Source organism: Desulfoluna spongiiphila, assembly GCF_900101345.1.
In the GTDB taxonomy this organism is placed as follows: Bacteria; Desulfobacterota; Desulfobacteria; order Desulfobacterales; family Desulfolunaceae; genus Desulfoluna; species Desulfoluna spongiiphila.
This window is the reverse complement of sequence record NZ_FMUX01000005.1, coordinates 86,062-98,381: the sequence shown is the minus strand read 5'-3', so window position 1 is coordinate 98,381 and position 12,320 is coordinate 86,062. Positions and strand designations below refer to the sequence as shown.

General features: G+C 58.7%; 12 protein-coding genes. 7 read left to right on the top strand and 5 right to left on the bottom strand.

Features of this window, described 5'->3' with window-relative positions; translation table 11 throughout:
- The first annotated feature begins 2 nt into the window (after positions 1-2).
- The 5 genes from BLQ12_RS27970 to BLQ12_RS08705 all read left to right on the top strand — a co-directional run bounded on the left by BLQ12_RS27970 (position 3) and on the right by BLQ12_RS08705 (position 3,773).
- Positions 3-527, top strand: coding sequence for a hydrogenase iron-sulfur subunit (locus BLQ12_RS27970; RefSeq protein ID WP_404825973.1), 525 nt, complete (start codon positions 3-5; stop codon positions 525-527).
- Positions 524-1,192, top strand: coding sequence for a methylenetetrahydrofolate reductase C-terminal domain-containing protein (locus tag BLQ12_RS08720; RefSeq protein WP_092210257.1), 669 nt, complete (start codon positions 524-526; stop codon positions 1,190-1,192). The genes BLQ12_RS27970 and BLQ12_RS08720 overlap by 4 nt, the downstream gene beginning before the upstream one ends.
- The gene (locus BLQ12_RS08715; protein ID WP_092210256.1) at positions 1,189-2,169 is read left to right on the top strand and encodes a methylenetetrahydrofolate reductase; all 981 of its coding nucleotides are present in this window, start codon (positions 1,189-1,191) and stop codon (positions 2,167-2,169) included. The genes BLQ12_RS08720 and BLQ12_RS08715 overlap by 4 nt, the downstream gene beginning before the upstream one ends.
- A 224-nt stretch (positions 2,170-2,393) precedes the next feature.
- Positions 2,394-2,783 (top strand): response regulator transcription factor, encoded by a 390-nt coding sequence (locus tag BLQ12_RS08710; protein ID WP_092210255.1) that lies wholly within the window; start codon positions 2,394-2,396, stop codon positions 2,781-2,783.
- A gap of 432 nt (positions 2,784-3,215) precedes the next feature.
- Complete coding sequence (locus BLQ12_RS08705) at positions 3,216-3,773, top strand: cob(I)yrinic acid a,c-diamide adenosyltransferase (protein ID WP_092210254.1); 558 nt, start codon at positions 3,216-3,218, stop codon at positions 3,771-3,773.
- A gap of 890 nt (positions 3,774-4,663) precedes the next feature.
- Here BLQ12_RS08705 and BLQ12_RS08700 read toward each other — a convergent pair.
- Positions 4,664-5,965 carry a CBS domain-containing protein gene (locus tag BLQ12_RS08700; RefSeq protein WP_092210253.1) on the bottom strand — a complete coding sequence of 434 codons (1,302 nt, stop codon included), beginning with the start codon at positions 5,963-5,965 and terminating at the stop codon, positions 4,664-4,666.
- 778 nt (positions 5,966-6,743) lie between these two features.
- Here BLQ12_RS08700 and BLQ12_RS08695 point away from each other — a divergent pair.
- Positions 6,744-7,295 (top strand): glycine cleavage system transcriptional repressor, encoded by a 552-nt coding sequence (locus BLQ12_RS08695; protein WP_092210252.1) that lies wholly within the window; start codon positions 6,744-6,746, stop codon positions 7,293-7,295.
- A 57-nt stretch (positions 7,296-7,352) separates the two neighbouring features.
- The gene (locus tag BLQ12_RS08690; RefSeq protein WP_092210251.1) at positions 7,353-8,726 is read left to right on the top strand and encodes a PFL family protein; all 1,374 of its coding nucleotides are present in this window, start codon (positions 7,353-7,355) and stop codon (positions 8,724-8,726) included.
- 346 nt (positions 8,727-9,072) lie between these two features.
- On the opposite strand, the gene BLQ12_RS08685 is transcribed toward BLQ12_RS08690, so the two are convergent.
- Genes BLQ12_RS08685 through BLQ12_RS08670 form a run of 4 tightly spaced genes read right to left on the bottom strand, consistent with a single transcriptional unit; the run spans position 9,073 to position 11,996 of the window.
- Complete coding sequence (locus BLQ12_RS08685; protein ID WP_217640274.1) at positions 9,073-9,972, bottom strand: thiamine pyrophosphate-dependent enzyme; 900 nt, start codon at positions 9,970-9,972, stop codon at positions 9,073-9,075.
- 12 nt (positions 9,973-9,984) lie between these two features.
- Positions 9,985-11,178, bottom strand: coding sequence for a pyruvate ferredoxin oxidoreductase (locus BLQ12_RS08680; RefSeq protein ID WP_092210250.1), 1,194 nt, complete (start codon positions 11,176-11,178; stop codon positions 9,985-9,987).
- A gap of 3 nt (positions 11,179-11,181) precedes the next feature.
- Complete coding sequence (locus BLQ12_RS08675; protein WP_217640273.1) at positions 11,182-11,487, bottom strand: 4Fe-4S binding protein; 306 nt, start codon at positions 11,485-11,487, stop codon at positions 11,182-11,184.
- The gene (locus BLQ12_RS08670) at positions 11,487-11,996 is read right to left on the bottom strand and encodes a 2-oxoacid:acceptor oxidoreductase family protein (RefSeq protein ID WP_302846766.1); all 510 of its coding nucleotides are present in this window, start codon (positions 11,994-11,996) and stop codon (positions 11,487-11,489) included. Before BLQ12_RS08670 ends, BLQ12_RS08675 begins: the two co-directional genes overlap by 1 nt.
- Positions 11,997-12,320 lie beyond the last annotated feature (324 nt).

Genomic DNA, 12,320 nt, shown 5'->3' with positions numbered 1-12,320 from the left:
GCATGCCTCCGGTGGAGGCGATTTTCTTTTTTCCCTCATATGGAGGACCCATGGCAGATTTGGTGAAACAAATGGAGACCGAAGAGCATGGCGCGGCCCCGGCATGGCAGCCGAAGATCCTTGCCTTTGCCTGCCATTACTGTGCCTTTGCAGCGGCCGACCTGGCCGGGGTGATGCGTCTCTCCTACCCCACCAGCGTGAAAACCATCCGGTTGCCCTGCACGGGAAAGCTGGACCACGGCTACGTGCTCCGGGCCTTTGAAAGGGGCTTTGACGGTATCTTCGTGGCGGGTTGACTCGAGGGCCAATGCCATTTCCTGGAGGGAAATACAAATGCAGCCAAACGCGTCGTCCGACTCAAGCACCTCATCGCCCAGGTGGGGCTGGAGCCGGAACGCGTTGAAATGTTCAACCTCTCTGCCGCCATGGGACCCCGGTGGGCGGAGATCTGCCGTGACTTCACGGAAACCATTCGCGAGCTCGGGCCGTCGCCCTTCGGAGAACCCCATCAAGGAGACAAACGATGATCGTCGGACAGCAAAAACCGTTGGAAGAGATCTGGGAGATGGTCAAGGACCGAAAACGCCTTCTCGTTCTGGGCTGCAACACCTGTGTGGCGGTCTGTCATGAGGGCGGGAGCAAAGAGGCGGGGATCATCGCTTCACTGCTCCGCATGAAGGCAACACAAGAAGGGATGACCATGGACATCACCGAAGGGGGCATCGAGCGACAGTGCGAAGAGGAGTTTTTTGCCCCGGTGCACGGAGCCATTGCCGAGTCCGACGCCGTGCTCTCCACGGCCTGCGGCATCGGCGTGCAGTTCATCGCCGCCTTCTGGAAGGACAAGCCGGTCTTTCCCGCCCTGAACACCACCTTCCTCGGGGGAGTGGAAACTGAAGGGATCTTCTCGGAAAGGTGCCAGGCCTGCGGAAGCTGCGTGCTGGGCCGCACCGGCGGCATCTGCCCCATGTCCCGATGCGCCAAGCGGGTGCTCAACGGCCCCTGCGGCGGCTCGGTGGACGGGCGCTGCGAAATCAACAAGGACACCCCATGCGCCTGGCAGCTCATCGTTGACCGCCTCAAGGAGCTGAACCAGATGGACCGCTATGAAGAGCTCTCCCCCATCCAGGACTGGTCCAAAGACCGGGCCGGCGGTCCGAGAACCCTGGAACAGGAGGATTTGAAACAATGAGACCAAAACGAACCCCGCGCACCGCAAGCCGCCTTGAACAGATCCTGGCCGAGGGGCACCTGGCCGTCACCTCCGAATGCGGGCCTCCCCGCGGCACCGACGGCAACGTACTGGAAAAAAAAGGTGCCCTTCTCAAAGGCTACGTCGATGTGGTGAACGTCACGGACAACCAGACCTCCATGACCCGGCTCTGCAGCCTGGCCGCCTCCATCCGCCTGAAACAGGCGGGCCTGGAACCGGTGCTCCAGATGGTCACCCGGGACAAGAACCGCATCGCCCTGCAGAGCGATATTCTGGGTGCCGCCTCCTTTGATATCAACAACATCCTCTGCCTCACCGGGGACCACCAGAGCTTCGGAGATTGCAAAACCGGCCAGAATGTCCACGACCTGGACTCCATGCAGCTTCTCCAGGTGGTCAGGCAAATGCGTGACGAAGGCACCTTCATCGGAGGAGATGCCATCAGCCAGCCTCCGGCAATGTTCATCGGGGCGGCGGCCAACCCCTTTGCCGACCCCTTTGAAATCCGGGTCCCCCGCCTGGCCAAGAAAATTGCCGCCGGGGCCGAATTTATCCAGACCCAGTGCATCTACAACATGGATAAATTCGAGACATGGATGAAAGGGGTCCGGGATCGCGGCCTCCACGAACAAACCTACATCCTTGCAGGGGTCACACCCTTCAAGACCGCGGGCATGGCAAAATACATGCGAAGCCGCGTCCCTGGCATCGACGTTCCCGAAGAGCTGGTAAAACGCATGAGCGATACCCCCAAAGAGAAGCAGGCCGACGAAGGCATCGCCATCTGCCTGGAGACCATTGAGCGCCTCAAAGAGGTGGAAGGGGTCTCCGGGTTCCACATCATGGCCATTGAGTGGGAGGAGAAGGTTCCGGAAATCGTTGAGCGGGCGGGCCTCTACCCCAGACCAGAACTTGAGGAACCGGCCCCGACGCCTGCTGCAGCGGCAGCACGCTGACCCTGAACTCAAGCCATGCGCCCAACAGCCGAAGTGAAGGAACACGCCCACCTCGGCCCATGCCCGACAACGCCGGAATGACAGCAAGGAAAGCCCTTGCACCCCATACCCCACACCCTGCCCCGGGCGGAAACCCGCCCGGGAAGGCACTGCCGGACTCGGTCGCCCCGACGGATCACGGACCGTGCCTGAGCCATCAACCCATGCCGAAGAAGGAGGTTGCCATGACTGAAAAGAAACGTGTCCTTGTGGTGGATGATGAGCCCGACATGACCCTCGTCATCAAAAAACGTCTCGAAAAAGAAGGGTTCCTCACCGAGGTAGCCTACAACGGCAGCGAAGCCATTGCCAAGGTGGAGGCCAACCCCCCGGACGCCATTGTCCTTGACGTCATGATGCCGGAGATGGATGGCTACGCTGTCTGCGACCAACTGAAAAACAGCGAAAAGTATGAGGGCATCCCCATCCTCATGCTCACCGCCGTGGCCGACCACGTGGGCTCCACCCGCTACTCCCACTACGACGGCAGGTCCATGGAGGCCGATGACTATATCCCCAAAGGCCCCGACTCCACGGAAGAGATCGTTGCAGGTGTCAAACGGCTGCTGCTGTAACATGTCTTTGACCAAAACGGGTTCCTCGGGCAGGCCCCATTTTTAAAGGGGCTTTGCCCGTGGAATGTTCAAAGAATGTATTGCCTGAAAAGCAGCCTCCGGCGGCAAGGTGTGCCACCTTGAAAGCAGGTTGCAGATGCGCTTTGATCATCGTTTGGGCTATCGGCGTATTTGCATCACCCTCCTAAAACCCTTGTCCCCTGGAGCGCCGCACTCCTCTGCGGCACAGGTAACGACAGACTAAAAAGCCGCACCGGAGTGCGGCGCTCCGTTTCGGCCGATCTTTCTCGTTTTTTTGAAGGTCGCGTCTCAAACCTCATTCAAGAAGAACCATCAAGGCCCGTTAATTAAACTTTTTTTTAACGCTTAGCCGCCGCAGGCATAAGCTGAACAGTTGCTTTCCTTTTTTGTCATGCCATCAGGACGCTACCCATGGAAATCAAAACATTCGTTCCCAAAGAGAAGCGCGGCCTCGTCGTCGTCATCACCGGATACGGCAAAGGAAAGACCACCAGCGCCATGGGCATGGCGCTAAGGGCCGTGGGCCATGGCCTGAAGGTCTGCATCATCCAGTTTATGAAAGGGGACCTGTACTCCGGTGAATGGGACGGGGTCAAAAAGCTCCACGGCATGGTGGAACTGACCGCCACGGGCAAGGGATTCTGCGGCATCGAAGGCAACCCCTACTCCCACGCCGAACACCGAAAAAACGCCCAGGAAGCCATTAACCTCGCCCATCACAAAATGGACTCCGGCCAGTTTGATCTCCTTATTTTAGACGAAATCAACAACGCCCTTCACCTCAACCTCGTGGACCTCGAGCAGGTCCATGGCCTCCTCAACACCCGCCCTCCCCTTCTCCACCTTGTCCTCACCGGCAGGGACGCCCACCCGGAAATCATCGACAGATCCGACACCGCAAGCGAAGTCCGCGAGCTCAAACACGCCTACAGAAAAGGCATCGAGCCCCAACCGGGAATCGACTTCTGAAAAAGAGTTCGACTTAAACACCACGCCCGGAGCCACGTCGGCATCGATTTCCCCCATACTTTCGAAACATTGAACACCTTCGTCCCGGCGCATGGAATGCACCCGACGCATCCCGGCAATCCGGCGGGTTCGCTTGGATACCCTGCGCCTCTCAAGGGCCAGCAACATCATGGCGGTCATGAAAGCCTTCGGCCCCACGGATTAGGTTGGTTGCCCTGCCCCCCCCAAGGATCAGCAACACCGTGGGGGGAATGAAAACCTGCGGCCTGCGTCAGCCCGTAGGGTGCATTTTATGCACCATGGACGGGACAGCTACGGCCTCGATTTTTCCGAAGAATTTAGGATATTGGACGATATGCCGCAAAATCACAATTGCGACAAATCAATGGGACAGGAATCAGAATGAATATATTGAAATAACCGACAATTTTTTTTAAAAAAACCGGGCACCAAGGTTTTTCTGGATTTCCCCAACATCTTACAGGCCCTAAAAAAGCACCCAACCCCGCGACGAATTTTCACGCTGGGAGCGGGTCGTGGCCAAGGCATTCCGACCTGAAGGCGCAGGTTCCCTGCTCCGAGGGGAGGATAACGCAGGCCACGGCCCGCTCCCGGCGCCCGGAGGATAAAAAAAGCAGGCCAAAAGCTTTTGGGTTTCCCCAACATCATTACAGTCCCTAAAAAAACTCCCCACCAATCCCGCGACGGATTTTCACGCTGGGAGCGGGTCGTGGTCAAGGCATTCCGACCTGAAGGCGCAGGTTCCCTGCTCCGAGGGGAGGATAACGCAGGCCACGGCACGCTCCCGGCGCCCGGAGGGTAAAAAAAGCAGGCCAAAAGCTTTTTGGGTTTTTCCCCCTAATGTTTGGCCTGCTTTTTTTATGAAAATTTTAGTCGGGGATGAGGTCGTAGTAGTACCTCATGACGTCGGTACGTGTGACAATACCGATCATCTCCCCGTTTTCCACCACCGGCACCCGGCCGATATCGTGCTTGATCATGAGCCTTGCCGCCTCAAGGGGGCTTTTTTCGGCTTCGATCTCAACCACGGATGGGGTCATGTAGGCTTTTACGGGGGACTTCAGCTGCTTCTCCTTGCGGAGCTTTTTAAAGTCACGGCGGGAGATCACCCCCACGACCTTGCCGTTGTCGGTGACCGGCACCCCGGTGCAGCCCCTTTCACGCAACAGCTCGCCCAGGGCTTCCATGGGGGTGGTGGTCTCCACGGAGACCACGGGAAAACTCATGATATCCCCGAGCTGAACCGAGGCGACCTGATCGTTCTCCACGAGGTTGCAGAGCATGGTAAACACGGCATCGGGGTTGTGAAAATCGGATTTGAACTGGGCGGCCCCGGCCCCGGGATGCCCTCCTCCGCCCAAATTGCGCATGAGTTTGCCCATGTCCAGGTGTTCGGCCTTGCTGCGGCCGATGATCATGCACTTGCTGCCCTCCCCGTCGTAGAAGACGCCAAAGGCGGCATCGCTGTTTTCAAGGTCCAGGAACATGTTGACCACCACCGAAAGGTTGGCCACATGGCCTTCAATGGGCACCGAGGCAAAGGAGAGGGTGTACCCGTTGACCTTGCGCCTGTCGGGTTTCTTCATCATTTCAAAGAGAACCGATTTCTGCTTCTCGCCGTAGGCCTGCTTCAAAAAGCCGCTCAACACGGTAAGGTCGGCCTTGCGATCCAGAAGCCAGGCAACGGCCCGGGCATCTTCAGGTGTGGTGGAGGGGTAGGTCAGGCTGCCCGTGTCCTCATAAATCCCGATGAGAAAAAGAGTGGCCAGGATGGGGGTAAGGACCATACGCCGGGCTTCGAGCTCCAGGATCAGGTGGGTCACGGCAGAGCCGTAGCCTTCGTTGCGGACCATATCGGCCTTGATATCGCCGCCATGGTGGTGGTCCCACACATGGATGGTCAGGTCATCCCGGTCCTTTAAAGGGGCAAACCCATCCAGCCGTTTCCAGCTGTTGGTGTCCACCACAATAAGCTGGGTGACCTCATCCAGGTCGATCTCTCTTGGGTGAAGAATCTCGAACAGGTCTTTGTGAATGGCCATGAAAGCACGGACATTGGCGTTGACGCTTTTGGGAAGAACCGGAACGGCGTCCGGGTAAATCATGGTGGCGGCAATAAGGGAGGCCAACCCGTCAAAGTCGGTTCCCTTGTGGGTCGTCACGATCTGCATGGTGTCTCCTGTTGCACAACACTCCCGTCTTGAAGAGGTCGGATTGAATGGTTGTCTGGCATATCCTGATTGTCCATATCGTACCGACAGCAGAACCCTTTATGAATCTCCCACAAGGCCTGGCGGACCATCCGGCCTCCCCCACGGATCCACGAAAGATTGACCAACTGTATCAAGCATATTGTAGGAGGGATCATGAATTTTTCAACCCCTGTCCCCATATTTTGCGTATAAAAAGGCGGGGCCCCTGAAAACGCTCCCCCCAAAGGATCGTTGATGTCCCCCGGTTGAACCCGGTACTTTTTTTATGATCCACGGCAAACGCCTCCCATGGCTGGCCGCAGGCCTTCAGGACACTGATCAAATACGCAACACCATTATTTTCACACGCTGCAGAATGGCTTAAAGCACCATTCACACCCCATACGACAATCGGTTCCCCCGGTTTCATCACACCCCATTGCGTTTTTCCTCAATCTTCAAAAAAGAGGGTATCCTTCCCCCTTGCTTTCGCACCCCTGAAAGGCGCTATCCGTTTACAATAAGGGTGTTCATGCCGATGAGTTCATGGTACATATTAAAAATCGTGCCTGTCCTGAGGGAACGACACGATTGATATTTTAGGGCTGAAACCATGGATCGGACTTCGTATTTACGCAATCACACGTCCACCTGCTGCCCAAAGGCACTGGATGGGCCTATCCGGACAGTCCCTTCTCACATGGTGGCCGGCCACACAGGCGAGGCCACACCAACATCTCAGAGTCAGGTTGTGCACATGAGCAAGATCATCATAACGGCAATCGGGAAAGACCGGCCCGGCATCATCTCTTCGGTGGCGCGGGTTCTTTTGCAGCTGGACTGCAACATCGAAAACGTCAGCCAGACCATCCTCCAGTCTGAATTTGCGGGCCTCTACATCGTCTCCATCCCGGCGGGCACCGATCTCGAAACCTTCACCGAAAAGTTCAACGGCGCCTTCGAGGCGGAAGGACTCCAGGTTCACATCAACCCCCTCGATGCCAATGAGCCCCACGTCGAATCCAACGGCGAACATTTCATCATCACCACCATCGGCCCGGACAGCAAGGGCCTGGTCTACGACATCTCCAACGTCATCGCCGAGGCGGGCGTCAACATCATCAACCTGACGGCCGTCTTTGAAGGAGGAGACAACCCGGAGAGAAACATCATGGTCTACGAGATCCTGGTCCCCGATACCGTGGACCGGCATATCCTCTCCTCGACCCTCAAGGAAAAGGCCACAAGCCTCAATCTGGCCCTCACCTTTCAGCACAAAAACATCTTTGACACGGTGAACCGCATTTGAGTTTGCGGCCATCGGCGTCCCTTACCATGAAGCAAAAAAACATGTCAGGAACAGACCATGCTTAGCGATAACGAACTGATATCAACCGTTGAGATGCTCAAATACGAGCACCTCGATGTACGAACCGTCACCTTGGGGATCAATCTCTTTGACTGCGCCAGCCATGACCTGGAGGTCTTCAAGGCCAACCTGCGCAAAAAAATCACCCGCCTTGCAGGCCCCCTTGTGGCCACCTGCAACGCCATCGGCGATAAATACGGCATCGAGGTGGTGAACAAGCGCATCTCCATCAGCCCCATCGCCGTGGTGGCAGCCCCCTTCAACGCCGACCAGATGGTGGAAATCGCCAAAACCTTGAACGACATCGCCGTGGAAGTGGGCGTGGATTTCATCGGCGGCTTCTCCGCACTGGTGGAAAAAGGCATGGCCAACGGAGACCGGGCCCTCATCGAAGCCATCCCCGAAGCCCTCACCCAGACCGAGCGCATCTGTGCCTCGGTAAACGTGGGCTCCACCCGGGCAGGCATCAACATGGACGCCGTCCTCCTCATGGCCCAGGCCATCAAGCGCGGGGCCGAGCTCACTGCCGACAAAGACGGCCTTGCCGTGGCCAAGCTCTGCGTCTTCTGCAACATCCCCCAGGATGTCCCCTTCATGGCCGGTGCCTACCTCGGCACCGGAGAGGCCGATGCCGTCATCAACGTGGGGGTCAGCGGCCCCGGCGTGGTAAAGCGTGCCATCGACCGCGCCGTCGAAGCCAAACCTGACCTGGGCCTTGGCGACATCGCCGAAATCATCAAACGCACGGCCTGCAAGGTCACCCGGGTGGGCGAACTCATCGGGCGGGAAGTGGCCCAGACCCTCGACATCCCCTTCGGCGTGGTGGACCTCTCCCTGGCCCCCACCCCCACCGTGGGCGACAGCGTGGGAGAGATCTTCCAGAGCCTTGGCCTCATCAGCATCGGCGCCCCGGGCAGCACCGCCGCCCTTGCCATGCTCAACGACGCCGTGAAAAAAGGCGGCGCCTTTGCCAGCTCCCATGTGGGCGGACTCTCCGGGGCTTTTATCCCGGTGAGCGAGGACCTGAACATCGAAGAGGCCTGCCAGAAGGGCTTTCTCAACATTGAAAAGCTTGAGGCCATGACCTGCGTCTGCTCCGTGGGCCTGGATATGGTGGCCATCCCGGGCGCCACCTCGGAAGAGACCCTGGCCGGCATCATCGCCGATGAAATGGCCATCGGCATGATCAACAACAAAACCACCGCCTGCCGCCTCATCCCGGTCCCCGGAAAAGTGGCCGGGGAGAATGCCCATTACGGTGGCCTCCTGGGCCACGCCACCATCATCGACGTGAAAAACTGCCAGGGGCAAAACGGCTTTGTCCGCCACGGCGGCCGCATCCCGGCGCCCATCCACAGCCTGAAAAACTAAGGGATGGTATAAAAATTTGGCCTCCGGCGACCCTGCCGGGGGCTAAACTTTTGAAAAGTTCAACAAACAGCTATCTATTAAAATTTCCTCACCATACCTTGAATCAAAGGTGGATGTGATTTTCCCTGAGGAACGAGGGGAAAGCGCATTCGCAATCTGCTTTCAAGGTGGCACACCTTGCCGCCGGAGGCTGCTTTTTCCTCAATCGATGCGCACGGCGCCCCCACAGCAAGCCGGGCTCCCGCACCGCCTTCGCCGCGTAAATCCCCGGCATCCTCTCCCCCAATAAAAAAACGGGCACCCCGACGGGTACCCGTTTTTTTGTTTCACAATCGTTCGAGCGTTTCTATGCCGTATAGTTGGCCCACTTCGCGTCGATCATGCCCTGCATCTCTTCGATCACCTCCTGGGAGAGGGAGCCGAAGCGTCGCTGGGTCTCAAAGTACTCGGTGACGGGGGTGCGCTCTTTGCCCACGCGCTTGGCGGACTCCCCGGTGAGGGAGAACTCGCCCTTGACGATCTCGTAGAGGTCGAAGAGGCCGGTGGTGACCCCCAGCTTGCCGATTTTTACGGTGTTGCGTGTGGGAAAGCCCCAGCCCGAGGGACACGGGGTATGGACGTGGATGTAGCGGGTTCCGCCCTTCATGGAGGCAGCCTTCTTCACCTTGTCGTAAAGATCCAGGGGGTAAGCTGCCGAGGCCGTGGCCACGTAGTCGATCCCATGGGCGGCGATGATGCTCGGCACGTCTTTTTTGTGCTGGAGCTTACCCTTGATGGGGGTGGTGGTGGTCATGACGCCCTTGGGGGTGGTGCCGGAACGCTGCACCCCGGTGTTCATGTAGGCTTCGTTGTCGTAGCAGATATAGATGATGTCTTCACCGCGTTCGCAGGCGCCGGAGAGGGCCTGGATGCCAATGTCCCCGGTGCCGCCGTCGCCGGCAAAGGCCACGACGTTCAGGTGATCACGCCCGGTGGCGCGCAGGGCGGCCCGCACGCCGGTGGCTGCCGCGGCCGTGGAGGCAAAGGTGACGTTCACGCAAGGGAGCTTGGTGGAGGCCACGGGGTAGAGCCCCTGGAGTACGGTGAGGCAGCTGGGGGGAACGGCCAGGACCGTCTCCTTGCCCAGGGCTTTCAGGGCGGTGCGGTACACAATGCCCAGACCGCAGCCCGAGCAGGCACGGTTGCCCGGATTCATGATCTCTTCATCCGTCAGGCTCAAAATCGTTGTTTTCTTGTCTTTATCCATGGCAGGCACCCTCTACAGCTTCAAGCCGATCCACTGGGGTTCATCCCCGATGGCGGCTTCTTTGTTGATGGATTCGGTCAGGGCGTCATACAGGTGTTGGGTCTTGATCTCCCGGCCCCCTAAGCCCACGATGTAGTTGTGCACGAACGGCCGGGTCTCGGCGCTGTAGAGCGCGGACTTGACGTCTGCATAGAGAGCCCCCTGGTTGCCGTAGGAGAGCGCCTTTTCAAGCACGATCACACCCTTGTGGCCGGTCAGGGCCTCACGCACGGCGGCGTCGGGGAAGGGGCGGTAGACCTTCAGGCCCATGACGCCGATTTTGGTCCCCTCTTCCCGCATGGCATCCACCACGTCGCGAAGCTGGTAGGAGAGAGAGCCCATGCAAAAGGCAACATAATCAGCATCCTCACAGCGGTACGGCTCCAGGAAGGGCTCGCCGCCGCGACCGAAGGCCTCGCCGAATTCACCGTCGATCTTTTCGATCTCGCCCAAGGCGGCACGCAGATCCGTGTGAAGGGTCTTGCGGATCTCCATGTAGCCGGGGGCCGTGTTGCCGTGGAGGTCGGGTCGCACGTCCGGCAGGGTCACGGTGTTGAAGTTCCGGGGTTTGTCCGGGTTAAGGAAGTGGGTGGGCTCAAAGGGTGGCAAAAAGCCGTCCACCTGCTCCTGCTCGGGCACGTCAAAGGGCATGTAGGTGTGGGACAGAAGGTAGCCGTCGTAGCAGACCATGACGGGGATGCTCACGGTTTCAGCCAGTTTAAAGGCCTTGAGCACCGTGTCGTGGATCTGCTGGTGGTCGGCGCAGTAGAGCTGGATCCAGCCCAGGTCCCTTTGGCTCACCGTGTCCTGATGGTCGTTCCAGACGGTCCAGGGCGCGCCCACGCCGCGGTTGGCAACGCACATGACGATGGGAAGACGGGCACCGGCTGCCCAGTGGAGCTGCTCGTTCATGTAGAGCAGGCCGTTGGCGCTGGTGGCGGTAAAGGATCGGGCGCCTGCGGTGGACGAGGCGATGCACACGGCCATGGCGCTGTGCTCGCTCTCCACGGGGATGTATTCTGCAGGGAGCTCACCGGACTCGACGAATTCGGACAGTTTTTCCGTCAGAGGGGTCTGCGGCGTGATGGGGTAGGCGGCGATCACCTGGGTTCTCGCCAGTTTGACCCCTGTTGCGGCAGCCACGTTGCCTGATTCAATCACATGCATGGTCTATTTCTCCTCCTTGGTAAAGCTCGCTTCAGCCACCATGGTGATGGCGCCGGCGGGACACTCCTCGGCGCAGATGCCGCACCCCTTGCAGTACGTGTAATCGATGGTGGGCGGAATGGTCTTGGTGACCACCGCATCGGGGCAGTAGAGCCAGCAGTTGAAGCACGAGGGCTTCCCGGTCTTGGCCGGGATGCACTTTTCCGTGTCGATGACGGGGCGAACCACCCGCCAGGAGCCGGTGTTGCCCCCGTCTCCGGGGCCCGGTTCGCTGACTGAAATCATGTTGCAAAATGCGTCTTTGGACATCAGGCACCTCCGATGACTGTGCGATCATAAGTAATGGCGGCCGCCCGTGCGTTCTCCTCGGGCTTCATGGTGGGGAACTCATTGCTGATGGCTTCCCTCAGCAGCTCCCTGCTCACCAGGCCGGTGGCCTTGGCAAAGGCGCCGATGATCCCGGTGTTCACGATACCGGGGGCAAGGCCAGCCTCAAGGGCATAGGCGGTCACGTCGGCCACGGAGAGCGTGTGGTTGCCGAAGTCATAGGTGTCGACGGGTTTCGGGGTGTTGAGAATAATCTTCCCCCCGTCCTTCAGGCCGTGGGTAACATCCACCTCATCCAGAAGGGTGTGGTCCAGGACCACCACCATGTCGGGGGTTTCTATGGGAGAAAGGTCGTAGATCTTCTCCCGGGAGATTTTAAGGGACGTGAAGACGGGGGCTCCCCTTCGCTCCGTTCCGAAGGTGGGGGCCATGACCACGCCTTTGTAGCCCGCCTTGAATACGGCGTTGGCCACAACCTTGGCGGCTGTGATGGCACCCTAACCTCCCCGGCCGTGCCAACGGATTTCAATGATGTCCTGTCTCATGTTTCACCACTTTCAGCACTGATGTGCCTTGATCATGCCTGGCACCTGCCCGGGGAAATACCCCGGAAAGGTGCAGAATATCCAAAGATATCCGACCCGGAATCATTCCGGGCCAGGGGGATACGATACCACCTGCGCCATCTCTCCGTCTACCCTCGGAAAACCGCGCCAACTAAGAAGGGTCTCGCATCCCTTTCGCTTCGTGTGGGCTGCCTTTCACTTGACGTTAACGTCAAGATCAATCAAGAAGCAATATCGCAAACCAATTTC

What these genes read in the sequence shown, in the direction of transcription:
- BLQ12_RS08720 (WP_092210257.1), top strand. Translation starts at nt 524, where the DNA reads ATGATCGTCGGACAGCAAAAACCGTTGGAAGAGATCTGGGAGATGGTC.
- BLQ12_RS08715 (WP_092210256.1), top strand. Translation starts at nt 1,189, where the DNA reads ATGAGACCAAAACGAACCCCGCGCACCGCAAGCCGCCTTGAACAGATC.
- BLQ12_RS08710 (WP_092210255.1), top strand. Translation starts at nt 2,394, where the DNA reads ATGACTGAAAAGAAACGTGTCCTTGTGGTGGATGATGAGCCCGACATG.
- BLQ12_RS08705 (WP_092210254.1), top strand. Translation starts at nt 3,216, where the DNA reads ATGGAAATCAAAACATTCGTTCCCAAAGAGAAGCGCGGCCTCGTCGTC.
- BLQ12_RS08700 (WP_092210253.1), bottom strand. Translation starts at nt 5,965, where the DNA reads ATGCAGATCGTGACGACCCACAAGGGAACCGACTTTGACGGGTTGGCC.
- BLQ12_RS08695 (WP_092210252.1), top strand. Translation starts at nt 6,744, where the DNA reads ATGAGCAAGATCATCATAACGGCAATCGGGAAAGACCGGCCCGGCATC.
- BLQ12_RS08690 (WP_092210251.1), top strand. Translation starts at nt 7,353, where the DNA reads ATGCTTAGCGATAACGAACTGATATCAACCGTTGAGATGCTCAAATAC.
- BLQ12_RS08685 (WP_217640274.1), bottom strand. Translation starts at nt 9,972, where the DNA reads ATGGATAAAGACAAGAAAACAACGATTTTGAGCCTGACGGATGAAGAG.
- BLQ12_RS08680 (WP_092210250.1), bottom strand. Translation starts at nt 11,178, where the DNA reads ATGCATGTGATTGAATCAGGCAACGTGGCTGCCGCAACAGGGGTCAAA.
- BLQ12_RS08675 (WP_217640273.1), bottom strand. Translation starts at nt 11,487, where the DNA reads ATGTCCAAAGACGCATTTTGCAACATGATTTCAGTCAGCGAACCGGGC.